Origin of the sequence: Streptococcus sp. HMSC057G03 (assembly GCF_001808745.1) — a bacterium.
Taxonomy (GTDB): domain Bacteria; phylum Bacillota; class Bacilli; order Lactobacillales; family Streptococcaceae; genus Streptococcus; species Streptococcus parasanguinis_Z.
The window spans coordinates 166,140-188,496 of sequence record NZ_KV794434.1; the positions used below are offsets into that span (position 1 = coordinate 166,140).

Consider the following 22,357-nt stretch of genomic DNA (forward strand, 5'->3'; position numbering starts at 1 on the left):
TTCTTATTTAAATATGTTACTATATATTAAAAAAGTGGGAGGTTTTGTAAATGAACAAAACGAAAAAATGGTTAGGTTTAGGTTTATCCGTACTTTCAGTTAGTGTACTCGTAGCTTGTGGAAGCTCAAATTCTCAGTCAAATAATTCTTCAAAAGAAACTAAGACAGAGAAAATCGCAACAACTGAAAAAAGTAGTGAGAAAAAATCAGCATATGCTATTGGTGATAAAATTGTCTTTGATAAACAAGCTGAGTATACAATTACAAAAGTTGAATGGTCTGATGAACGCAATGATTTTGACCAATCAAATCCTGATAAAGTGTTGAAAGTAACTTATAATGTTAAAAATCTTTCCGATAAGGATTTAGCTGTAGGTGTTGATATCAATCTTTTTGTAGGCGGAAATAAAATGGAATCTTATCCTAATACGAATACAATGGGGTCCATTTCGCCAGGTCGATCAATGGAAGGTGCGGTACAACATTTTGGTGTAAAAGGGGATGGCAAATTAGAACTTGAAATAAAACCATTTACTGCATTTAATGAAAAACCTGCGATTGTTGCTTTTGATGCACCGTAAAAAAAGAGGCTGGGACAAAAGTCCTAGCCTCTCAATTATTTTTGGATTGTAGAGCAAGACGCAGTGGTTGAGTGGGCTCTACTACGCTGATTTCATCAGCTTTTACAGCCCTACTAAACTGTGCGGAGGTGGGGCGACGAAATCGAATTCTAACGAATTACCGATTTCTGTCCCACTCTCTTTTTTAATCAAATTCATATTTTTGTAGAATCGTTGTGAGGATAAAGACTCCTGTAAAGATGGCCATCAATGCCAGATAAACTGGGAAAGTAGTGGCTGTAAGGAGTGAAATCTCGATCAAGTTTTTCAATACGACCGCAGATGCGTAGAATCCTACAACAGAGAAGAGAATGAGGAGGGCTCGCCAGATATTTAGTGGAAGGCAGGCACGGATGACGGATAGGAAACCGATGGATCCAAGTAAGTAATAGGATACAGTAGACATATCGGCTGCAGACCAACCATGGCTTGCTCCCCAAAGGCGAATGAACAAGACACTAAAGACGACCATCAAGGCGCTTGGTAAGGCTAACAGAAGGGAACGTCTTAAGAAGTGTTTTTCAACCGGTTTGATATTGCGTTCAAAGGTCAACACAAATGGTGGGAATCCTTCGACGAATTGGTCGATCAGGGTGATTTGAATAGGAATGAAAGGGAAAATCAGCAAATAGTTGACGTTAAAGAAGAGAGCACTGGCAATACAGATGATAGCCAAGAGGAAGGAATAGATCGTTTTGATAAAGAAGATTGGAGCGATTCGTCCAATGTTATTCACCACACGACGGCCTTCAAAAAGAATTTCTGGAACGTCATTAAAGTCAGAGTTTAAAAGAACAATATTGGCAATTTGACGAGTTGCGGGATCTCCCTCAGCCATCACGATGGAGCAGTCTGCTTCGCGAAGAGCAAGGATATCATTGACCCCATCTCCTGTCATAGCAGTTATCCGACCAGCAGCTTTCAAGGTTTGGATAAGTAGTTTTTTCTGGTGAGGAGACACGCGTCCAAAGATAGCTGTTTCTTCTGCTTGATCCACTAATTGATCATCAGAAATTTTTGAACAATCGACGTAGTTCTCATAATTTTTGAAGCCAGCTTGTTGAGCGATATAAGAGACCGTCACAGGGTTGTCACCAGAGATGATTTTGAGATCCACTCCTTGAGAGCGCAAATACTCAAGAGTATCTGAAGCCCCTTCACGAATGGGGTCTGTAATCTCAATAACCGCAATCCCTTCAAGATTTTCAGGCAGTTTCAATTCCTGCATGCTGATCAGTTCTGAACTGTGGGCCAAGACGAGCACGCGCGATCCACGAGCTTGTGCTTCGACGACAGCAGCGGGATTTTCTTTAAGGAGCATTTCAGGAGCACCGAGAAAGACGGTTCCAAGGTTGGATAGGTGCATGGCTCCCCATTTCCGATCACTTGAGAAAGGAATGATGTTTTCCGCAGTATAAGCATGCTCCAACTCTCCATAAGCCTTGCGAATAGCTTGAGCAGTAGGATTGGTGTCCTCGCTATATTGCATGTAAGCTGAAAGGATAACTTTGATGGTTTCCTCAGAAAAATGATCAGATAAGCTATGGAGAGCTTCAACTGTCATCTTCCCTTGGGTGATGGTACCGGTCTTATCTAGACACAAGGTATCCACACGCGCCAGGGTTTCTACTGAGTACATTTCTTGGACAAGAACCTTGCGCATACCGAGCTTAATAACCGCTGTCAAAAGAGACGTAACTGTCAGTAAGGCAATTCCTTTTGGCAACATTCCCAGGAGAGCTGTGGAAGAATTCACGACAGAATCCTTGATTGGCAGCATCTTGATCAACAATGCTTCAAAGAAGAGGGCAAGGCCAAATGGGATGATAATTTTACCAGTGAAGCTAGAAATTTTCGCTAAGTTATAAAGAATACGCGAATTGATAGGCTTCAAGGTTTTAGCTTCCATCATCAGTTTGTTGGCATAGTTGTTTGCTCCAACTCGCTTGACACGGGCATAGACTTGACCACTGGCAATATAACTACCAGAAAGCAGTTCATCACCAACTTCTTTTAAGACCAGATCACTCTCACCAGTCAGCATAGCTTCATTGGCTTCAGCGATACCAGACATGACTTCGGCATCACTAGGGATCTGCTCACCCGAAGATAAAAGCATTAAATCACCTAGAACAAGCTTTTCTGGTGGAATCGCATCTTTTTCCCCGTCACGAATGACAGTCACTAGCTCACGACTCATGAGGTTGAGCTTATCAATCATCCGCTTGGCCCGCATCTCAGTCATGATCCCTGTAATGGCATTGAAGCAGATGACTGCGAAAAAGATCATATTGCTCCAAGCCTGTACAGCAGCCAAGGCCACAGCAATCACAAAGTTTAAGGTATTAAACAAGGTGAAGACGTTGCGCTTGATAATTTGCCAGGTGCTGGTACTGGTATTCGTTGTAAAATCATTGGTTTGTCCGCGATCCATTTTCTTGCGGACTTCACTGAGGGACAAGCCCTTTAAATCAATAGTTTCCATAGACAATATGATATCATTTTTTTGAGAAAAAGACTATCTAGAATCGGTCCGCTGAGACAATTTTTATCTAAAAAAGGTTTGCGGTCAAAATCAGGATACGGTATAATAAGAAAGAACCTTTTACAGGATGGAATATCTTGTAGAGAGACGAATGAAATGGATTTGAGGAACAACTATGTTTTATACCTATTTACGTGGCCTTGTTGCCTTTATTCTGTGGGTTTTAAATGGGAATGCCCATTACCATCATAAGGACAATATTCCAGATCGGGAAGAGAACTACATCTTGGTATCCCCTCACCGGACTTGGTGGGATCCGGTCTATATGGCCTTTGCAACCAAGCCAAAGCAGTTTATCTTTATGGCGAAAAAAGAACTCTTCACCAATCGTATTTTTGGCTGGTGGATTCGCATGTGTGGGGCATTTCCGATCGACCGTGAAAATCCGGGAGCAGAAGCCATTAAGTATCCTGTCAATATGCTGAAAAAGAGCAACCGTTCCTTGATTATGTTTCCAAGTGGAAGCCGTCATTCTCAAGACGTAAAAGGCGGTGTTGCCATCATTGCCAAAATGGCGAAGGTCCGTATCATGCCAGTGACTTATACTGGTCCAAGAGACTTGAAAGGGTTGGCAACGGGTGAACGCATTGATATGAACTTTGGACATCCCATTGATATTTCGGATATTAAAAAGATGAATGACGAAGGAGTGGCAGAAGTTGCCCGCCGTATCCAAGAGGAGTTTGACCGTTTGGATGCGGAAGCGCAAGCGATCAACACCCCAACAAAACCTTTTATCTTGATTCGTTTGTTAAAAATCCTTTTGATTCCCCTTGTCTTAGTCGTTGGCATCTTGACCTTGCTCTTTAGTTACCTAGCAAGCTTTGTATGGGATCCAGACAAACATCGGAAAAACAAGTAAAAAAACTGAGAGTTTTTCTCAGTTTTTTTTATTTTTACGAATAATAAAAGTGAGAGGAGGTTTCTTATGGAGGATATCATCGAAAAAATCAAAGAATATAAGCTATTTTTAGCTCTTACTGCTATCGGACTCTTACTTGGAGGGTATTTTCTTTTTCATCGACCTCAGTCAAGTGCATCCACCATACCGGATCTTTATCAGGCTTCTAGTTCAACTTCGAGCAAAGAAAAGGTGCAGACCACTAGTTCCAAAGAAGAAAAGACGGCGACTTCTGTGTCTGATGCACCCGAGATCATTACGGTCGATGTCAAAGGAGCCGTCAAACAACCAGGTGTCTATGAGTTGCGCTCCAATAGCAGAGTCCACGATGCTATTTATAAGGCAGGCGGGATGACAGCAGATGCCAATAGTCAATCGGTCAACTTGGCGCAAAAACTCTCCGATGAAGCAGTGATCTATGTTGCTAAAGAAGGAGAGGATGTTCCAGCACTTGGAAGTTCAGAAAGTCCTGCAACTTCGTCAGCACCAGCAGAAAAAACAGGCAAGGTCCATTTAAATCGAGCAACCGAATCAGATCTCCAGACAGTATCAGGCATTGGCCAGAAACGTGCCCAGGACATTATCGCCTATCGCGAAGCAAATGGTCCTTTTCGATCAGTGGATGATCTGAAGAATGTTTCAGGAATCGGAGAGAAAACACTGGAGAAACTAAGAGATGCTTTCACGGTGGATTAAAGACCTTCCTTTTTCGCTTGTCCATCTCGCCTTTGTGCTCCTATGGCTGTATTTTAGTATCTATCAACCATCTTGGCTTTCGATCAGCGGTCTAGTAGTAGTGGGAGTTTTAGCGGTTCATCACTATAAAGGGAAGCGCTCAAGTTTGCTAGGGCTTGCTTTAGCAACCCTTTGTTTTGCGGCCTTCTTTGTCTTTCAGCGACTACAGGATCATCCAGTACAAGCAGAAAGTCAGCCCCCATCCCACTTACGCCTGATTCCAGATACCATCAAGATCAATGGGGACGCCCTGTCTTTTCGTGCTAAAAATCAGGGAAGGACCTACCAAGTCTTCTACACTTTAAAATCAGAAAAAGAAAAACAGCAGTGGCAAAGTCAAACCCACTTGCTGGAGTTGACATATAAAGGTGTTATAGAAGAACCAGAAGGGCAGCGAAATTTTAGAGGATTTGACTACCGGTCTTATTTGCAAACACAGGGGATTCACTATCAAATAAAAATTGAAGCGATCCAATCCGCGCTTCCTATACAGACTTGGAATGTTTTTGACTGGCTATCTCAATGGAGGCGCCAAGCTATTGTTTGGAGCAAGGAGCACTTTCCGCAACCGATGAACCAGTATATGACCGGCCTTCTTTTTGGCTATTTAGATACGGATTTTGAAGAGATGGACCAGCTTTACACGAGTTTAGGAATCATCCATTTATTCGCCTTATCTGGGATGCAGGTTGGCTTTTTCATCAATGGGATCCGGAAAGCTCTCTTACGTCTAGGAATCTTGCAAGAAACAGTTGATATCTGGATGGTTCCAATTTCTTTGGTCTATGCTGGCTTGACAGGTTTTTCAGTTTCAGTGGTTCGCAGTCTCTTGCAAAAGATCCTCTCTCAAAAAGGGATCCGAGGGATGGAGAATATGGCGATGACCTTGCTGCTTTTAATGTTTCTCATGCCCAAGTTTCTCCTGACAGCTGGAGGAGTTTTGAGTTGTGCCTATGCCTTTATTTTGACCTTGGTAGATACCAGTTCTTATTCAGGACTTAAAAAGATACTAGTGGAAAGTTTCTGGATTAGCCTGGGGATTTTGCCTCTTTTGACCTATTACTTTAGTGTCTTTCAACCCTGGTCACTCCCTTTAACCTTCCTCTTTTCTTTCTTATTTGACCTTGTCCTTCTTCCGGGTTTAACGGTGCTATTTATCTTATCGATTCTAAAGCCCCTTACAATTTTTAACAGTTTCTTTCTTCTCATAGAGGAGTGTATTCGTTGGATTGCAAAGCTCACGTCGCTACCTTTGGTATTTGGTCAGCCGACGGGACCAGCTCTGATTGCTCTCTTCCTTCTTTTAGGGATCTTGTATGATCTTCGAAAGCAAAAAAAACGTCGTTTCCTGTTAATAGGTATGATTCTACTCATCTTTTGTTGGACCAAGCATCCTTTAGAAAATGAGATTACCATGGTGGATATCGGTCAAGGAGACAGTATCTTTTTACGCGATTGGAAAGGAAGAACCATATTGATTGATGTCGGAGGACGTGTCACTTTTAAAAGTGGAGAAAAGTGGCAAGAGCGCAGTCAATCTGCCAATGCGGATCAAACCTTGATTCCTTATCTCAAGAGTCGAGGTGTTGGAAAACTCGATGCGCTGGTCTTGACTCATACAGACCAGGACCATATGGGCGATATGGTGGAGGTTGCCAAACAAATCCCAGTTAAAAAAGTGTATGTCAGTCCAGGTAGTCTAACTAATTCTCAATTTCGAGAGAAATTGAAACAGCTTCATAGTCCGATTAAAGTAGTCCAGAGAGGAGATCAACTACCTATTTTTGATCATCATCTAGAAGTCTTATCCCCTGATGAAGTGGGGGATGGTAAAAATGATGATTCGATTGTCCTCTATGGGCAGTTCTATCAGAAACGATTTTTGTTCACGGGTGATTTGGAAGAAGCTGGAGAGAAAAAACTATTGAAAAACGATCCACAATTACAAGTAGATGTCTTGAAAGTAGGCCACCACGGTTCTAAAGGTTCCTCTAGTGATATGTTTTTAGATCAGTTACATCCTCAGTTGGCCTTGATCTCTGTTGGAAAGAAAAATCGCTACCAACATCCCCATAAAGAATTGCTCGATCGTCTAGAGGAACGCTCTATTTCTTATCTTCGTACCGATGAAAGGGGAGCAATTCGCTTGATTGGGTGGGACCATTGGAGGGTAGAAACGGTCCGCTAGAGACGAGGAGAGGTTTGCTTTCTATGCTGAAAATTGCTATTATAGAAAGTGAAATCAATGTAAAGGTAAAATCGTATGAACGCATTTAAGCAATTTTGGATACAGTATGCAGATTTTTCAAGTAAGACCAGTCGGGCCCATTTTTGGCTAGCTTTTTTCTGGAATTCCCTGATTTCTTTGCCTCTTTGGGTTTTTTACATCGTGACCTCTTTATCCCATCAAAATGCTCAAGAAACGCTCAATTTTTCAACTGTTCATTCTAAGACAGGTTTATGGGCGCTCGCTTTCTTAGCATTCTTTTACTTCCTCATTTTGGTACCCAGTCAAGCCATTTGTGTACGTCGCTTGCGGGATGCGGGAATCCATTGGTCTTGGATCTTTTTGAACCTTGGTCCGGTTCTGCTCTATTTGTTGACGGGGCTAGATATTTTCCTATTTCTTTGGGGGATTACAGTTATTTCTCTCTTGATTCTCATGATGCTTCCAGGGAAAAACACCTTCCCACAACCAGTAGAAACTCCTATGGGAGTGGCTTCTGAACCACAGGTCACAGCGACAGGGGGGAGCTTTGGAGGCAACTCGTTTGAGCAAATCCCTAATTTTGTAGCAGCACCTGATTTGTCTGATGAAAAACCACCATTGGAACAAAGAATGGCTGCTGAACACGAAATCCACTAAAGTGATAAAGATAAGAGAGTTTCATGCAAGCAATTACCGACATTAAACATCTGACGGTTCAAACTCTGCCTCCTATTCTTGTCTTGACGGGTGAGGATGTAGGTCAATTTGAATGGTTAAAAAAAGACATTTTAAAAAAAATAGGCTATGATCCCTCAGATTTGAATTATTCTTATTTTGATATGAAGGAAGCCTCCTATGCTGAAGTCGAGCTGGATTTGGTCAGTCTTCCCTTTTTTGCAGATGAAAAAATCGTGATTTTGGATCACTTATTGGATTTGACCACTGCCAAAAAACGCAATTTAACCGATGAAGATCTGAAGCAATTTGAAAATTATCTGGAAAATCCTTCTGAATCAACCCGTTTGGTGATATTTGCAGAAGGAAAATTAGATAGTAAGCGTCGCTTAGTCAAACTCCTAAAACGGGATGCCCAGATCATTGAAGCAACAACACCTAAAGAGCAAGATTTAAAGCGTTATTTTGCAAGTCAGGCCCAAGAATTGGGCTTGCAGTTTGTGGGCGATTCCTTGGACCAGTTGCTCTTAAAATCTGGCTATGATTTTGGAGAGTTACAGAAGAATCTCGCTCTGTTGCAGGCTTATAAAGAAGATGGTCAGATTACCCTCCAAGATATCAAGGAGGTTGTTCCAAAGTCCTTGCAAGATAATATTTTTGATCTGACACAGATGATTCTCAAACGCCAAATCGATCAAGCCCGGAATTTGGTTAAGGATCTCCGCTTACAAGGAGAAGATGAAATAAAATTGATCGCTATTTTGTTGGGACAATTCCGAATGTTTTCTCAAGTTAAAATTTTCTCAGAAGAAGGCCAATCCGAAAGCCAAATTGTAGCGAGCTTGTCGGAGTTGTCAGGACGCAAGGTCAATCCTTATCAGGTGAAGTTTGCCTTACGGGATAGCCGCAGGCTTTCCTTGTCCTTTTTGAAGCAAGCTATGATAACCTTCATCGAGACGGATTATGCGATTAAAAGTGGAACATATGAAAAAGACTACTTATTTGATTTGGCCCTGTTGAAAGTAGCGAATAACGTCTAACGATGAATGAAATCGCAAGCAGATTAGTTGAATAATTTAGCTGTTTACGTTATCATCAAGTCAGTAATAAAGAAAAGAGGACCATAAAATGGCTATCATTTTACCAGAATTACCATATGCTTATGATGCATTGGAACCTTATATCGATGAAGAGACCATGCATTTGCACCATGATAAACACCATCAAACATATGTAAACAATGTGAATGCAGCTCTTGAAAAACATCCTGAAATTGGAGAAGACCTTGAAAGCTTGTTAGCTGATGTTGAATCCATTCCAGCTGACATTCGCCAAGCTGTGATCAACAATGGTGGTGGTCATTTGAACCACGCTCTTTTCTGGGAATTGATGACTCCAGAACAAACAGCTCCTTCAGCAGAACTTGCTGCAGCGATTGATGCTACATTTGGTTCATTTGAAGACTTCAAAGCAGCCTTCACAGCAGCAGCAACGACACGTTTTGGTTCTGGCTGGGCATGGTTGGTTGTCAACAAAGAAGGCAAACTCGAAGTGACTTCAACAGCAAACCAAGATACACCAATCTCTGAAGGTAAAACACCAATCCTTGGTTTGGATGTTTGGGAACATGCCTACTACGTGAAATACCGTAACGTACGTCCTGACTACATCAAAGCTTTCTTCTCAGTGATTAACTGGAATAAAGTGAATGAATTGTTTGCAGCAGCAAAATAATAAAATGAAGGAATCTATAAGAGCAAGTATTGGCTCTTATAGATTTTTTTATTTGCATCCGAAAAATCGGAGTATAATTTCTTGCGTTTGGTCAGGAAAATGATACACTAGTAGGAGCGTGTCTTACTTGTCTGAAGCCTGGTTTGAAGGGCCTAGTCAAGGAAAAGATAAACCTTAAAATGAAAACTGAAACATTCAGGGAGAAATGAAATGACTAGTATTACCATTACTAAAGGAGCCGTTGAGACGCCTATCTATTTGCGGATGTTGAATCGTCATGGTTTGATTGCAGGTGCAACAGGAACAGGAAAAACGGTTACTCTCAAGGTCCTAACAGAAAAATTAAGCAAAGAAGGTATTCCGGTCTTTCTAGCTGATATCAAGGGAGATTTATCTGGCTTAGCCAAAGCCGGGCAATGGACGCCAAAACTGGAAGAACGCTACAAGCTTCTTGGGATCACAGATCCGTTTGAGCCACAAGCTTTCCCTGTTCGATTGTGGGACGTCTTTGGCCAAGCTGGTCATCCTGTTCGGGCGACTGTCGAAGGGATGGGGTCATTGCTTCTTTCTCGTCTGCTTGATTTGAATGAAACCCAATCAGGAATTCTCGCAATTGTCTTTAAAGTGGCCCAAGAGAAAGATTGGCCCTTGATTGATTTGAAGGACCTGCAAAGCCTTTTAAAGGAAGTCTATGAACACAGTTCAGACTATTCGGCCCAATATGGCAATATCACCAAACAATCTGTCGGAGCCATCCAAAGAAGTCTCTTGGTTCTCGAAGAAGAAGGAGCAGACCAGTTTTTCGGAGAGCCCGCACTTGATTTAAATGACTTCATGCAACTTGATGCATCTGGTCGTGGTTATATCAATATTCTTTCGGCTACAAAGCTCTTTCATTCACCAAAATTGTACTCAACCTTTTTGATTTGGATGCTGTCTCGTCTCTTTGAAACACTTCCAGAGGTTGGGGATCCTGAAAAGCCAAAACTGGTCTTCTTCTTTGATGAAGCGCATCTCCTCTTTAAGGATGCAAGCAAGCTCTTTCTTGAGAAGGTCGAGCAAGTGGTACGCCTGATTCGTTCGAAGGGTGTAGGGATTTACTTTATTACCCAGAATCCTCAAGATCTTCCAGAATCTGTTTTGGCACAGCTTGGAAATCGTGTTCAGCATGCACTTCGAGCTTATACACCCAAAGAAATGAAGGCCATCAAGGTGGCTGCCCAAAGTTTTCGTCCAAATCCAGATTTTGATACAGAAACAGTGATCACAGAGTTAGGGACAGGGGAAGCCTTGGTTTCTTTCCTCAATGAAAAGGGACAGCCTAGTGTAGTTGAGCGTGCTTATATTCTCTCTCCTCAATCGAGTTTTGACCTCTTAAATGAGAGTGAACAATTGGCCTTGATCACGACATCGCCTTTCCATCAAAAGTATGCGACGACGATTGATCGAGAATCTGCCTATGAAAAATTAGCAGCTAAAGCAAGCAAGGAAGCACAAGAAGAAGAGCAAAAAGAAGCAGAAAAGGAAGAGGCTGCAGCAGATAAGGCAGCTCAAAAACGTAGTCCAGGTCGTCCAAGAAAATCTAGTCTTGAAAAGGCAAAAGATTCCTTCTTGAGTTCCTTATTCCGGACGATTGCGCGTGAGATCGCTAAGCTAATTATGGGCTCTTTTAAACGGAAATAACCCTTTTATGAAAAGAAAAAAACTTTTTAAAAAGAAACCGTTTTCTCTTTCTGATAATTCTTGTTATTTTCAGTAGAATCTTTTATAATTAATCTCGTATGAAAAAATATTTTAATCTACGCTCGATCATGATTGCGGTCAGTATTTTATTGTGCTTAGTGGGAACAAGCGCACTGGGCTACTTGCATGTTACGCAACCAACAGCATCAGCAATTGAAAAAAAAGCAAAGAAAACAAAAGAAGCAAAAGAACAAGATATCGAAAAGTCTACCCCTGAGACGAAAAAACCGCGTGTCAAATCTCCTGAAGCTAAGCAAGCAGTAGTAGATGCAGACATGGAAACGATGAGTGCTTATGGCCTTGTCTATGATTATGCTAATAAAGGCTTGGTAGAGGTTGTCCAGGATTTCCTAGCAGAAAGTGGAATTGATCCGTCACAAGTTGCCTTCACGTATCGCAATGCCATTACAGGAGAGCAATTTGCCATGAATGATCTTCAACCAATGACGGCAGGTAGTACCTATAAGCTACCCTTGAACATGTTGGTGGTGGATGAAGTCGCAAAGGGCAAACTCAATTTAACAGACCGGTTTGACATTACCAATACTTACTATGAATATGTAGGAGAGCATGACAATTACGTTGCTGCCTTTGATGGAGCCATGTCTATTCCTGATATGCAGCGCTATTCATTGGTTTACTCTGAAAATACCCCAGCCTATGCCTTGGCAGATCGTTTAGGGGGGATGGAGCAAGCACGCAAGTTATTCAGTCGCTATGGTCAATCCCGTTCACCAGAAGTCAAAACCTTTAGCGAAGATAATAAAACGACAACGGATTATTACATCCATGTCTTAGAATATCTTTGGAATCATCAAGAAAAATATGCAGATTTACTAGAACTGATCGGGGAGTCTTTCCCAGGTGAGTACTATAAAAAATTCTTGCCAGATTTGGTGATTCAACAAAAACCAGGGTATGTTGCTGAAGCACTTAATGTGGATGCGATTGTCCATGAATCGACTCCTTATTTGGTTGCCATCTACACTGCAGGACTTGGAGGGACGACTCCAGAAAGTTCTGAAATCAGTGGCGTTGGTCTTTATCAATTAGGGCAACTGGCTTATGTTATCAATGAATGGCATCGTGTCAATATGAATGAATAATCGACAAAAGGTCTGAGGGTTGCTCAGGCCTTTTATTCTATCAAAGTAGGATGAAATTCACTTGGTGTTTCGAATTACTTTTCTGTTCTAAAGAGACTTCTTTCCCTTTTCTATAAAAAGTATGTTATACTACTAATAGTAATAAGAGGAAGTATAGACATGATTACAAAGGAAGATTACCAGTTGCTCCGCTCGCATCCAGCCTTTTCTGCGCTACCAGTGGAGCTATTTGATAAATTAGCTGTTGAAATTCATGCCAGGGATATCCCTAAAGGACAAATTTTATTTTATGCAGGAGATAGGCGGGAGCGCATTTTTCTTCTGACAAAAGGCTTTGCTCGTATTGAGCAATTTGATTCGTCTGACCAATTCTCCTATATGGATTATATTAAGAAGGGGGCTCTGTTCCCTTATGGTGGGATGTTCCAGGATGAGCGTTACCACTATACAGCTAGTGCGGTGACGGATTTGCGTTGTTTCGTGATTCCCGTCAACCTCTATGAATTATATGCCCAAGAGAGTAAGGAGCAGTTGCTCTTTATTATGAGAAAGCTCTCCTCCATCCTAGAATTTCAAGAGTTGCGCTTGCGCAATGTCGTGACAGCTAGTGCCAGTGAGCGCGTGATTCAATCCTTAGCCATTCTGTGCAAGGACTATGAAGGTCTAGGAAATCAGCTTCCATTTCCAATTAGTATGAAGGAAATGGCCAAATTAGCAGCCACAACTAGAGAAACCGTCAATCAAGTTTTAAAGAAACTCATCGATTCTCATAAGATCCAGTATGAGAGAAAACAACTAACTTTTCTAGATACAGCCTACTTTTTAAAAAGTTTTGAAGAGATCAACTAATTCGTTGATCTTTTTTTATTTTTTACAAAAAAATATATATTCATAAAAATAATATAAAAGGCAAAATATGCAAAGAAAACGCTTCATATTAACTAAAAAATAGGAAGGATTCAAAAAAAAGCCAAATTCTTTGCATTCAAAAAGTAGAATCCTTTGTGAAAGCGGTACCAATAAAGAATATAATAACAATTGTAATAAGCTTGTGAACAAGCTCAAAGAAAAAAGGAGGACTATAGATGTCTACACACCCAATTCATGTTTTCTCAGAAATTGGAAAACTGAAAAAAGTTTGTTTGCACCGTCCAGGTAAAGAGTTGGAAAACTTGATGCCTGACTATCTTGAACGTCTTCTTTTTGATGATATTCCATTCTTGGAAGATGCTCAAAAAGAACACGACAATTTCGCTCAAGCACTTCGTAACGAAGGAATCGAAGTACTTTATCTTGAACAGTTGGCTGCTGAGTCATTGACTTCTCCAGAAATTCGCGATCAGTTCATCGAAGAATACCTTGAAGAAGCGAACATTCGTGGACGCCAAACAAAAATTGCGATCCGTGAATTGCTTCACAGCATTGAAGACAACCAAGAATTGGTTGAAAAAACAATGGAAGGGGTTCAAAAAGCTGAACTTCCAGAAATTCCTGAAGAAGCAAAAGGATTGACAGACCTTGTTGAATCTGACTATCCATTTGCTATCGACCCAATGACAAACTTGTACTTCACACGTGACCCATTTGCAACAATTGGTAATGCAGTATCATTGAACCACATGTACGCAGATACACGTAACCGTGAAACTTTGTATGGTAAATACATCTTCAAATACCACCCAGTTTACGGTGGAAAAGTTGAACTTGTCTATAACCGTGAAGAAGATACTCGTATCGAAGGTGGAGATGAGTTGGTACTTTCTAAAGATGTATTGGCAGTTGGTATCTCACAACGTACTGATGCTGCATCAATCGAAAAATTGTTGGTAAACATCTTCAAGAAGAACGTTGGCTTCAAGAAAGTATTGGCCTTCGAATTTGCGAACAACCGTAAATTCATGCACTTGGATACAGTATTCACAATGGTGGACTACGATAAATTCACAATCCACCCAGAAATCCAAGGCAACCTTCGCGTCTTCTCTGTAACTTATGAAAACGAACAATTGAAGATCGTTGAAGAAAAAGGTGATTTGGCTGAATTGCTTGCTGAAAACCTTGGTGTTGAAAAAGTTACATTGATTCCATGTGGAGGTGGCAACGTCGTTGCTGCTGCACGTGAACAATGGAACGACGGATCAAATACTCTTACAATCGCACCAGGTGTGGTAGTAGTATACGACCGTAACACTGTTACCAACAAGAAATTAGAAGAATACGGACTTCGTTTGATTAAGATCCGCGGAAGTGAATTGGTTCGCGGTCGTGGTGGACCTCGTTGTATGTCAATGCCATTTGAACGTGAAGAAATCTAATAGAGAAGACTGAGAGCTGGTCTTTGGGGATCAGCTCTTTCTTCTTACTGATCAATACTAGAAAGAAAATAGGAGACAAATAGAATGACAAATTCAGTGTTCCAAGGACGTAGCTTCTTGGCAGAAAAAGACTTTACACGTGCAGAGTTAGAATACCTTATCGGACTTTCAGCTCACTTGAAAGACCTTAAAAAACGCAACATTGAACACCACTATCTTGCTGGTAAAAACATTGCGCTTTTGTTTGAAAAAACTTCAACTCGTACTCGTGCTGCCTTCACAACAGCAGCTATCGACCTTGGTGCTCACCCAGAATACTTAGGTGCAAACGACATCCAACTTGGTAAAAAAGAATCTACAGAAGATACTGCTAAAGTTCTTGGACGTATGTTTGACGGTATTGAATTCCGTGGTTTCAGCCAACGTATGGTTGAAGAATTGGCTGAATTCTCAGGTGTTCCAGTATGGAATGGTTTGACTGACGAATGGCACCCAACTCAAATGCTTGCAGACTACTTGACAGTTCAAGAAAACTTTGGACGTTTGGAAGGTTTGACACTTGTATACTGTGGTGATGGACGTAACAACGTTGCGAACAGCCTTCTTGTAACAGGTGCTATCCTTGGTGTGAACGTACACATCTTCTCACCAAAAGAACTCTTCCCAGAAAAAGAAATCGTTGAATTGGCAGAAGGATTTGCAAAAGAAAGTGGCGCTCATATCTTGATCACTGAAGATGCTGACGAAGCAGTGAAAGGTGCAGATGTACTTTACACTGACGTTTGGGTATCAATGGGTGAAGAAGACAAATTTGCAGAACGTGTTGCCCTTTTGAAACCTTACCAAGTAAATATGGATTTGATTAAGAAAGCTGATAACGAAGACTTGATCTTCTTGCACTGCTTGCCAGCCTTCCACGATACAAATACTGTTTACGGTAAAGATGTTGCTGAAAAATTCGGCGTAGAAGAAATGGAAGTTACTGACGAAGTGTTCCGCAGCAAATATGCTCGTCACTTTGACCAAGCTGAAAACCGTATGCACACTATCAAAGCGGTTATGGCAGCTACTCTTGGTAACTTGTATATTCCAAAAGTTTAAGACTTTATAACCGTATACCAACAGCTATAGGGGCTGGACTGCTAGCTTTAGTCCTGCCCCTATTTTTTATAGAAAGGGAAAACTTATGTCAAGAAAAATCGTCGTTGCTTTGGGAGGAAATGCTATACTCTCATCTGATCCTTCTGCTCAAGCTCAACAAGAAGCACTTGTAGAAACAGCAAAACACTTAGTCAAATTAATCAAAAACGGGGATGACTTGATCATCACTCACGGAAATGGTCCTCAAGTAGGGAACCTCTTGCTCCAACACTTGGCAGCAAACTCTGAAAAGAACCCTGCTTTCCCACTTGATTCATTAGTTGCTATGACCGAAGGAAGCATTGGCTACTGGCTTCAAAATGCTCTTCAAAATGCTCTTCATGAAGAAGGAATCGAAAAAGATGTGGCTTCTGTTGTGACACAAGTCATTGTTGATAAGAACGACCCAGCTTTTGTCAACCTCAGCAAACCAATCGGTCCATTCTACTCAGAAGAAGAAGCAAAAGCAGAAGCTGAAAAATCAGGAGCAACTTTCAAAGAAGATGCTGGTCGTGGCTGGCGTAAAGTCGTGGCTTCACCAAAACCAGTGGATATCAAAGAAATCAATACCATCCGTACTTTGTTGAACGACGGTCAAGTCGTTGTAGCTGCCGGTGGTGGTGGTATCCCAGTTGTGAAAGAAGCAGATGGTAGCCTATCTGGTGTTGAAGCGGTTATCGATAAAGACTTCGCCTCTCAACGTTTGGCTGAATTAGTAGAAGCAGACCTCTTCATCGTTTTGACTGGTGTCGATTATGTCTTTGTGAACTATAACAAACCAGACCAAGCAAAATTGGAACATGTTAATGTGGCTCAATTGGAAGAATACATCAAACAAGACCAATTTGCACCAGGAAGCATGCTTCCTAAAGTGGAAGCTGCCATTGCCTTTGTCAATGGTCGCCCAGAAGGAAAAGCAGTTATTACATCACTTGAAAACCTGGGAGCTTTGATTGAGTCTGAAAGTGGAACAATCATCCAAAAAGACTAATGAAAAATTAGGAAAAAACTAGTATTTTAAAGCTTATTGTGATAGAATAAATCTATAGGTAAGCGTTTTACAAGAGTCTCTTGTAAAACATCACTCACACTTTGTTGCGTTAGGAGGAAGACAAATGAGTGAAAAAACGAAAAAAGGATTTAAGATGCCTTCATCTTTTTCCGTATTGTTGATTATCATTGCTATTATGGCAGTGTTAACTTGGATTATTCCAGCTGGTCAATACAAGGTTGACGATGCAGGTGCTATCATTGCAGGTAGTTATGAATCTGTAAAAGCACATCCTCAAGGAATTTGGGATGTTTTGATGGCCCCAATCAATGCCATGCTTGGTAAAGCACCAACTAGTGCAGCGATTGACGTAGCTTTCTTTATCTTGATGGTCGGTGGTTTCCTTGGAGTTGTGAACGAAACAGGTACCCTTGATGTAGGGATTGCTTCTATCGTTCGTAAATACAAAGGCCGCGAAAAAATGTTGATTTTGATCTTGATGCCATTGTTTGCCCTTGGTGGTACAACTTATGGTATGGGTGAAGAAACCATGGCCTTCTATCCACTTCTTGTACCTGTTATGATGTCCGTTGGTTTTGACAGCTTGACAGGGGTAGCCATTATCCTTTTAGGATCACAAATCGGATGTTTGGCGTCAACATTGAACCCATTTGCGACAGTTATCGCATCTGATACTGCAGGTATCTCAAGTGCTTCAGGTCTCTTACTTCGTGTGATCTTCTGGATCGTATTGACAGGACTTAGCACATACTATGTATACCGTTATGCAGATAAGGTTCAAAAAGACCCAACCAAATCTCTCACCTATGCAACTCGTGAAGAAGATTTGAAACACTTCAATGTTGATAGTGGCGAAGAAATTCCTTCACAAATGAACAAGAAACAAAAACGTGTCTTGGTCGTCTTCATCTCAACATTCGTTATCATGGTTGCTGGATTTATCCCATTCAAAGATTTGGGTATTAAATTCTTTGAAACCTTCAACGAATCTCTCCATAAAATTCCAGTACTTGGTCAATTGGTCGGTAACACAGATGCTCTTGGTACATGGTACTTCCCACAAACAGCTATGCTCTTTGCCTTCATGGGAATCCTTGTTGGTATCATTTATGGCTTGAAAGAAGATAAAATCATTTCATCTTTCATGAATGGTGCAGCTGACCTCTTGAGTGTTGCTCTTATCGTAGCGGTAGCACGTGGTATCCAAGTCATCATGAACGACGGTATGATCACTGCGACAATTCTTCACTGGGGTGAAGAAGGACTGAAAGGTCTTTCATCTCAATTGTTCATTGTCTTGACTTACATTTTCTACTTGCCAATGTCATTCTTGATCCCATCATCATCTGGTCTTGCCAGTGCAACAATGGGTATCATGGCACCTCTTGGTAAATTCGTCAATGTACCAGGTAGCTTGATTGTCACAGCTTACCAATCTGCATCTGGTGTCTTGAACTTGATCGCACCAACTTCAGGTATCGTAATGGGAGCTCTTGCTCTTGGACGTGTTGACTTGAGTGCATGGTGGAAATTCATGGGTAAATTGGTCGTAGCGATTGTTGTGATCACCATTGCCCTTCTTCTACTAGGAACTGTGGTTCCATTCTTGCAATAGAATAAAGTAGGTGTTTCATGAAAAATAGAATAAAGAACGATGTAAAAGAGCAGTATTTAAACTCGCTTCAAACCATCATTTCTTACCCCTCAGTATTAAACGAAGGGGAAAATGGAACACCGTTTGGACAAGCTATCCAAGATGTCCTAGAAAAAACCTTAGAGCTTGCTCGAGAATTAGGTTTTCAAACATATATAGATCCTGAAGGATACTATGGATATGCAGAGATCGGTCAGGGGGAAGAACTCCTGGCCGTTCTTTGTCACTTGGATGTTGTTCCAGCCGGTGATCTAAAAGATTGGCAAACGCCACCTTTTGAAGCGACCATTGTCGGTGACTATCTAGTAGGTCGTGGTGTGCAGGATGATAAGGGGCCGTCACTCGCTGCCCTCTATGCAGTTAAGAGTTTACTGGATGATGGCATCCAGTTTACCAAACGAATCCGCTTTATTTTTGGGACGGATGAAGAAACCTTGTGGCGCTGTATGAACCGCTACAACCAAATCGAAGAGCAAGCAGATCTTGGATTTGCACCGGATTCTTCTTTCCCATTAACCTATGCTGAAAAAGGCTTATTACAAGTGAAATTGCATGGTCCAGGTTGGGATGATCTTCCCTTACAGGCTGGTCAGGCCCTCAATGTTGTTCCAGACAAGGCGACCTATGCTTGTCATCGTTTGGAAGAGTTGCTTCCTGTTTTGGATCAAAGTGAGGTTCAGTATAGCCAAACAGAAGATTCTGTAACTGTTTTGGGTGTTTCCAAGCACTCTAAAGATGCAGCTGAAGGAGTGAATGCTATTGTCGGTTTAGCGGAAAGTTTATCCCTCATCCAACCCCATCCAGCTTTGCTCTTTATCGCAGATGCAGTTGGTGAGGATGCAACTGGTGAGGCTCTATTTGGCCCTATTTCAGATGAACCAAGTGGCGATCTTTCCTTTAATCTTGCGACCCTTGTGATCGATCAAGAACAATCGGAAATCGGGATTGATATCCGGATCCCCGTCTTAGCAGATAAGGATGCCTTGGTAGCTCGTTTGCAAGAAATTGCAGCTAGCTATCAGTTGGAATATGAAGAGTTTGATTATCTGGCTCCTTTATATGTTCCTTTGGATAGTCCTTTAGTCAGCTCTTTGATGGCCGTCTATCAGGAAGAAACTGGTGATAAGACACCAGCTATGTCTTCTGGTGGTGCGACATTTGCGCGGACAATGGGAAATTGTGTCGCTTTTGGGGCTCTTTTCCCAGGTGCAGAACAGACCGAGCACCAAGCCAATGAACGAGCAAAAATTGACGATCTCTATGCTGCGATGGAAATCTATCGAGAAGCCATTCAACGCTTAGCTACAACATAAAAAGTTTGGAAACTTGGTTTCCAAACTTTTTATTTACTAAAGAAGAAGGGTGGGGTGAATTCTTTTAATTTTTCAAAGCAATCCAAAGCTCCTTGGTTGTCTTCGCAGATAACCAAACAGACATCATCTCCACAGATGGTGGCTACAATTTCTTGGAGTTCCAATGCATCTAAGATAGCTCCAAAGGATTGGGCAAGACCTGGAAGAGTTTTTACAACGACCTGGTTTTGAACGGGCCGTAACATGACTAAGGCATCTTCCATATACATCCGCAGGCGCTTTTCCCAACGGGAAGGAGCGATGGTGTTCATGGCATAGTAGGAACTATCCCCCTCGTTAATTTTCACTAGATTCAAGGATTTGACATCCCGTGAAAGGGTGGACTGGGTAACGAGAACGCCATTGGCTTCTAAGGCTTCTTGGAGTTCTTGTTGGGTATGAATCCTACGCTCAGAAATGATCGAGCGGATCAAGCGGTGGCGACTTTCAATTTTATTCATGAGAGACTCCTTTACTTGATGAACATGGCATCCCCAAAGCTGAAGAAACGGTAGCGTTCTTGAATAGCATGGTGGTATGCTTCGAGGGTTAATTCACGGCCAGCAAAGGCAGAAACCAACATGACCAGAGTTGATTTTGGAAGGTGGAAGTTGGTTGAAAAGGCATCGACGACTTTCCATTCATAACCTGGTTTGATAAAGATATTGGTCCAACCTGAATCGGCTTGGATATCTCCATCAAATTTATTGCCAATCGTTTCAAGGGTTCGAATAGAAGTCGTTCCGACGGCCACGATGCGTTTTCCTGCAGCTTTTACCTGACGAAGGGTCGCAGCAGCTTCTTCAGAAAGTTGGTAGAATTCAGAGTGCATCTCATGGTCTTCAAGATTGTCCACGGATACTGGACGGAAGGTTCCTAGGCCTACATGAAGGGTCAAATAGACCAGGTGAACCCCTTTTGCTTCAATCTTTTGGAGCAATTCTTGGGTGAAATGAAGACCTGCCGTTGGAGCTGCAGCAGAACCATTTTCTTTGGCGTAAACGGTTTGGTAACGTTCGCGGTCAGCAAGCTTTTCGTGAATATAGGGAGGAAGTGGCATTTCACCAAGGCTTTCCAAAACTTCTAAAAAGATCCCTTGGTAGTGGAAGCGAACGATGCGGCCTCCGTGTTCCAATTCTTCCTCGACAGTTGCGGTCAAACGACCATCTCCGAAGATGACTGTAGCCCCTACCTTTAAGCGTTTTGCAGGTTTTGCCAAGACTTCCCAACAGTCATCTTGCGTATTTTTAAGGAGAAGGAATTCGACGTGACCACCTGTTTCTGGTTTGACTCCATGAAGACGGGCAGGGAGAACGCGCGTATTGTTCATGACAAGAGCATCTCCTGGCTCCAATTCATCCAAAATTGCATCAAAATGACGGTCTTGGAATTGCCCTGTTTTTCGATTAAGGATCAAGAGTTTAGAGGCATCTCGTTTTTCAAGAGGGGTTTGGGCAATCAGTTCTTCAGGCAAATCAAAGTCAAAGTCGTTGGTATTCATTTGCGCTCCTTTTATACTAAATTTGTGAGTAGATAGATGGTAGTCCCGACCGCTAAGAGCATCAGGCAGATTCCCATCAAAAAGATCAGGACCTTGAGAATCTTTCTTTGATGAATCAAGAAAGATAAGAGAAAGACAAGGAGTCCGATCAAAAAAATGATGAATAATAGTGATACAATCATACCTTTCATTATATCACGAATCGACTTGAAAATGAAAAAAATGCCAGAAAAAGATAGCGGTTTCACTTGACAAAAATTGGTCTATACCATATAATAAAAGCATAGAGAAATAGGAGGTCTATCCAATGAAAATTATTGAAGTAAAGGACCAAATTGAGGGTGGAAAAGTTGCCTTTGATATATTGAAAGAAACTTTAAAGGAAGGTGCTCAAACCTTAGGTCTTGCGACTGGAAGCAGTCCCCTTGAGTTTTATAAACAAATTCGTGAAAGTGATCTGGATCTGTCTAATCTAATCAGTGTGAACTTAGATGAATACGTAGGATTGACGGGAGATGATCCTCAATCTTATCGGTATTTCATGGAGAAAAATCTCTTTGATGCCAAACCATTCAAAGAAAGCTATCTCCCATCAGGTGTAGAAGAATCTGCCGATCAAGAAGTGATCCGTTATAACAAAATACTCGAAGAGCATCCAGTGGACCTCCAAATCTTGGGAATCGGACGCAATGGGCATATCGGTTTTAATGAGCCAGGGACATCCTTTGATAGTCAGACCCACTTAGTTCAGTTGGATGACTCTACCATTGAGGCCAATTCTCGTTTCTTTGATAAGATCGAAGATGTACCAACCCAAGCCATTTCGATGGGGATTGCCAATATCTTAGCTGCGAAATCAATTGTCTTGTTTGCTTATGGGGAATCAAAAGCCCAAGCAATCAAAGGTACAGTAGAGGGTGAAAGGACAGAAAAAGTGCCAGCTAGTGCCCTTCAAGGACATCCAAATGTGACCATTATTGCGGATAAGGAAGCCTTGAGCTTGTTAAGTCGATAAAAAACAGGACCTATCGCCGATTTATTCGGGCCAGATAGGTTTTTTTCTGCTTCAAAATATGGTACAATACAAGTAATTATCTGCTGGGATTAGCTCTTTT

Annotated in this window: 19 protein-coding genes; 16 read left to right on the forward strand and 3 right to left on the reverse strand. The window is 41.6% G+C overall.

Annotated elements, in window-relative coordinates; translation table 11 throughout:
• Window positions 1-50: 50 nt before the first annotated feature.
• Window positions 51-581, forward strand: a complete 531-nt coding sequence (locus tag HMPREF2686_RS09220; protein ID WP_049506640.1) for a DUF4352 domain-containing protein — start codon at window positions 51-53, stop codon at window positions 579-581.
• A gap of 184 nt (window positions 582-765) precedes the next feature.
• Here HMPREF2686_RS09220 and HMPREF2686_RS09225 read toward each other — a convergent pair whose 3' ends face one another.
• Window positions 766-3,105: a cation-translocating P-type ATPase gene (locus HMPREF2686_RS09225; RefSeq protein WP_070450468.1), complete on the reverse strand. Its 2,340-nt coding sequence runs from the start codon at window positions 3,103-3,105 to the stop codon at window positions 766-768.
• Between the two features lie 175 nt (window positions 3,106-3,280).
• On the opposite strand from HMPREF2686_RS09225, the gene HMPREF2686_RS09230 reads away from it, so the two are divergent.
• From HMPREF2686_RS09230 to HMPREF2686_RS09295, 14 genes are all read left to right on the forward strand, one after another.
• Complete coding sequence (locus HMPREF2686_RS09230; RefSeq protein WP_003006324.1) at window positions 3,281-4,027, forward strand: lysophospholipid acyltransferase family protein; 747 nt, start codon at window positions 3,281-3,283, stop codon at window positions 4,025-4,027.
• 66 nt (window positions 4,028-4,093) lie between these two features.
• On the forward strand, window positions 4,094-4,762 hold the full coding sequence (locus HMPREF2686_RS09235; protein ID WP_031573507.1) for a helix-hairpin-helix domain-containing protein: 669 nt from the start codon (window positions 4,094-4,096) through the stop codon (window positions 4,760-4,762).
• The gene (locus HMPREF2686_RS09240) at window positions 4,743-6,989 is read left to right on the forward strand and encodes a DNA internalization-related competence protein ComEC/Rec2 (RefSeq protein ID WP_049506145.1); all 2,247 of its coding nucleotides are present in this window, start codon (window positions 4,743-4,745) and stop codon (window positions 6,987-6,989) included. Before HMPREF2686_RS09235 ends, HMPREF2686_RS09240 begins: the two co-directional genes overlap by 20 nt.
• A 75-nt stretch (window positions 6,990-7,064) precedes the next feature.
• Complete coding sequence (locus HMPREF2686_RS09245; RefSeq protein ID WP_003006331.1) at window positions 7,065-7,667, forward strand: DUF805 domain-containing protein; 603 nt, start codon at window positions 7,065-7,067, stop codon at window positions 7,665-7,667.
• A gap of 23 nt (window positions 7,668-7,690) precedes the next feature.
• Entirely contained in the window at window positions 7,691-8,725 is a 1,035-nt protein-coding gene (holA, locus tag HMPREF2686_RS09250; RefSeq protein ID WP_049474295.1) for a DNA polymerase III subunit delta, read from the forward strand.
• Between the two features lie 88 nt (window positions 8,726-8,813).
• Window positions 8,814-9,419: a superoxide dismutase SodA gene (gene sodA / locus HMPREF2686_RS09255; RefSeq protein WP_003006336.1), complete on the forward strand. Its 606-nt coding sequence runs from the start codon at window positions 8,814-8,816 to the stop codon at window positions 9,417-9,419.
• A gap of 210 nt (window positions 9,420-9,629) precedes the next feature.
• Window positions 9,630-11,102: a helicase HerA-like domain-containing protein gene (locus tag HMPREF2686_RS09260; RefSeq protein WP_049506143.1), complete on the forward strand. Its 1,473-nt coding sequence runs from the start codon at window positions 9,630-9,632 to the stop codon at window positions 11,100-11,102.
• A gap of 98 nt (window positions 11,103-11,200) precedes the next feature.
• Window positions 11,201-12,268, forward strand: a complete 1,068-nt coding sequence (locus HMPREF2686_RS09265; RefSeq protein WP_042760211.1) for a serine hydrolase — start codon at window positions 11,201-11,203, stop codon at window positions 12,266-12,268.
• Window positions 12,269-12,427: 159 nt separating this feature from the next.
• Window positions 12,428-13,117, forward strand: coding sequence for a Crp/Fnr family transcriptional regulator (locus HMPREF2686_RS09270; protein ID WP_024056304.1), 690 nt, complete (start codon window positions 12,428-12,430; stop codon window positions 13,115-13,117).
• A gap of 236 nt (window positions 13,118-13,353) precedes the next feature.
• Complete coding sequence (gene arcA / locus HMPREF2686_RS09275) at window positions 13,354-14,583, forward strand: arginine deiminase (RefSeq protein ID WP_049483674.1); 1,230 nt, start codon at window positions 13,354-13,356, stop codon at window positions 14,581-14,583.
• Between the two features lie 84 nt (window positions 14,584-14,667).
• Window positions 14,668-15,684: an ornithine carbamoyltransferase gene (argF, locus tag HMPREF2686_RS09280; RefSeq protein ID WP_003006350.1), complete on the forward strand. Its 1,017-nt coding sequence runs from the start codon at window positions 14,668-14,670 to the stop codon at window positions 15,682-15,684.
• Between the two features lie 85 nt (window positions 15,685-15,769).
• Window positions 15,770-16,714 carry a carbamate kinase gene (arcC, locus tag HMPREF2686_RS09285; protein WP_024055214.1) on the forward strand — a complete coding sequence of 315 codons (945 nt, stop codon included), beginning with the start codon at window positions 15,770-15,772 and terminating at the stop codon, window positions 16,712-16,714.
• Between the two features lie 124 nt (window positions 16,715-16,838).
• Complete coding sequence (locus HMPREF2686_RS09290) at window positions 16,839-18,350, forward strand: YfcC family protein (RefSeq protein ID WP_024055215.1); 1,512 nt, start codon at window positions 16,839-16,841, stop codon at window positions 18,348-18,350.
• 17 nt (window positions 18,351-18,367) lie between these two features.
• The gene (locus HMPREF2686_RS09295) at window positions 18,368-19,702 is read left to right on the forward strand and encodes a dipeptidase (RefSeq protein ID WP_070450471.1); all 1,335 of its coding nucleotides are present in this window, start codon (window positions 18,368-18,370) and stop codon (window positions 19,700-19,702) included.
• A 29-nt stretch (window positions 19,703-19,731) separates the two neighbouring features.
• Here HMPREF2686_RS09295 and HMPREF2686_RS09300 read toward each other — a convergent pair whose 3' ends face one another.
• Together HMPREF2686_RS09300 and queA are read right to left on the reverse strand one after the other, a co-directional pair.
• Window positions 19,732-20,202, reverse strand: a complete 471-nt coding sequence (locus tag HMPREF2686_RS09300; protein WP_003006364.1) for an arginine repressor — start codon at window positions 20,200-20,202, stop codon at window positions 19,732-19,734.
• Window positions 20,203-20,213: 11 nt separating this feature from the next.
• Window positions 20,214-21,242 (reverse strand): tRNA preQ1(34) S-adenosylmethionine ribosyltransferase-isomerase QueA, encoded by a 1,029-nt coding sequence (queA, locus tag HMPREF2686_RS09305; protein WP_024055484.1) that lies wholly within the window; start codon window positions 21,240-21,242, stop codon window positions 20,214-20,216.
• A gap of 307 nt (window positions 21,243-21,549) precedes the next feature.
• Between queA and HMPREF2686_RS09315 the strand changes: the two genes are divergently transcribed.
• Window positions 21,550-22,257: a glucosamine-6-phosphate deaminase gene (locus HMPREF2686_RS09315; protein ID WP_049506139.1), complete on the forward strand. Its 708-nt coding sequence runs from the start codon at window positions 21,550-21,552 to the stop codon at window positions 22,255-22,257.
• The last annotated feature ends 100 nt before the right edge of the window (window positions 22,258-22,357 follow it).

Bases quoted from the DNA above. Each gene is read 5' to 3' on its own strand.
- arcA (WP_049483674.1), top strand. From the start codon at position 13,354: ATGTCTACACACCCAATTCATGTTTTCTCAGAAATTGGAAAACTGAAA.
- HMPREF2686_RS09225 (WP_070450468.1), bottom strand. From the start codon at position 3,105: ATGGAAACTATTGATTTAAAGGGCTTGTCCCTCAGTGAAGTCCGCAAG.
- HMPREF2686_RS09220 (WP_049506640.1), top strand. From the start codon at position 51: ATGAACAAAACGAAAAAATGGTTAGGTTTAGGTTTATCCGTACTTTCA.
- sodA (WP_003006336.1), top strand. From the start codon at position 8,814: ATGGCTATCATTTTACCAGAATTACCATATGCTTATGATGCATTGGAA.
- argF (WP_003006350.1), top strand. From the start codon at position 14,668: ATGACAAATTCAGTGTTCCAAGGACGTAGCTTCTTGGCAGAAAAAGAC.
- HMPREF2686_RS09260 (WP_049506143.1), top strand. From the start codon at position 9,630: ATGACTAGTATTACCATTACTAAAGGAGCCGTTGAGACGCCTATCTAT.
- HMPREF2686_RS09300 (WP_003006364.1), bottom strand. From the start codon at position 20,202: ATGAATAAAATTGAAAGTCGCCACCGCTTGATCCGCTCGATCATTTCT.
- HMPREF2686_RS09265 (WP_042760211.1), top strand. From the start codon at position 11,201: ATGAAAAAATATTTTAATCTACGCTCGATCATGATTGCGGTCAGTATT.
- HMPREF2686_RS09240 (WP_049506145.1), top strand. From the start codon at position 4,743: ATGCTTTCACGGTGGATTAAAGACCTTCCTTTTTCGCTTGTCCATCTC.
- holA (WP_049474295.1), top strand. From the start codon at position 7,691: ATGCAAGCAATTACCGACATTAAACATCTGACGGTTCAAACTCTGCCT.
- queA (WP_024055484.1), bottom strand. From the start codon at position 21,242: ATGAATACCAACGACTTTGACTTTGATTTGCCTGAAGAACTGATTGCC.
- arcC (WP_024055214.1), top strand. From the start codon at position 15,770: ATGTCAAGAAAAATCGTCGTTGCTTTGGGAGGAAATGCTATACTCTCA.
- HMPREF2686_RS09290 (WP_024055215.1), top strand. From the start codon at position 16,839: ATGAGTGAAAAAACGAAAAAAGGATTTAAGATGCCTTCATCTTTTTCC.
- HMPREF2686_RS09270 (WP_024056304.1), top strand. From the start codon at position 12,428: ATGATTACAAAGGAAGATTACCAGTTGCTCCGCTCGCATCCAGCCTTT.
- HMPREF2686_RS09230 (WP_003006324.1), top strand. From the start codon at position 3,281: ATGTTTTATACCTATTTACGTGGCCTTGTTGCCTTTATTCTGTGGGTT.
- HMPREF2686_RS09245 (WP_003006331.1), top strand. From the start codon at position 7,065: ATGAACGCATTTAAGCAATTTTGGATACAGTATGCAGATTTTTCAAGT.
- HMPREF2686_RS09315 (WP_049506139.1), top strand. From the start codon at position 21,550: ATGAAAATTATTGAAGTAAAGGACCAAATTGAGGGTGGAAAAGTTGCC.
- HMPREF2686_RS09295 (WP_070450471.1), top strand. From the start codon at position 18,368: ATGAAAAATAGAATAAAGAACGATGTAAAAGAGCAGTATTTAAACTCG.
- HMPREF2686_RS09235 (WP_031573507.1), top strand. From the start codon at position 4,094: ATGGAGGATATCATCGAAAAAATCAAAGAATATAAGCTATTTTTAGCT.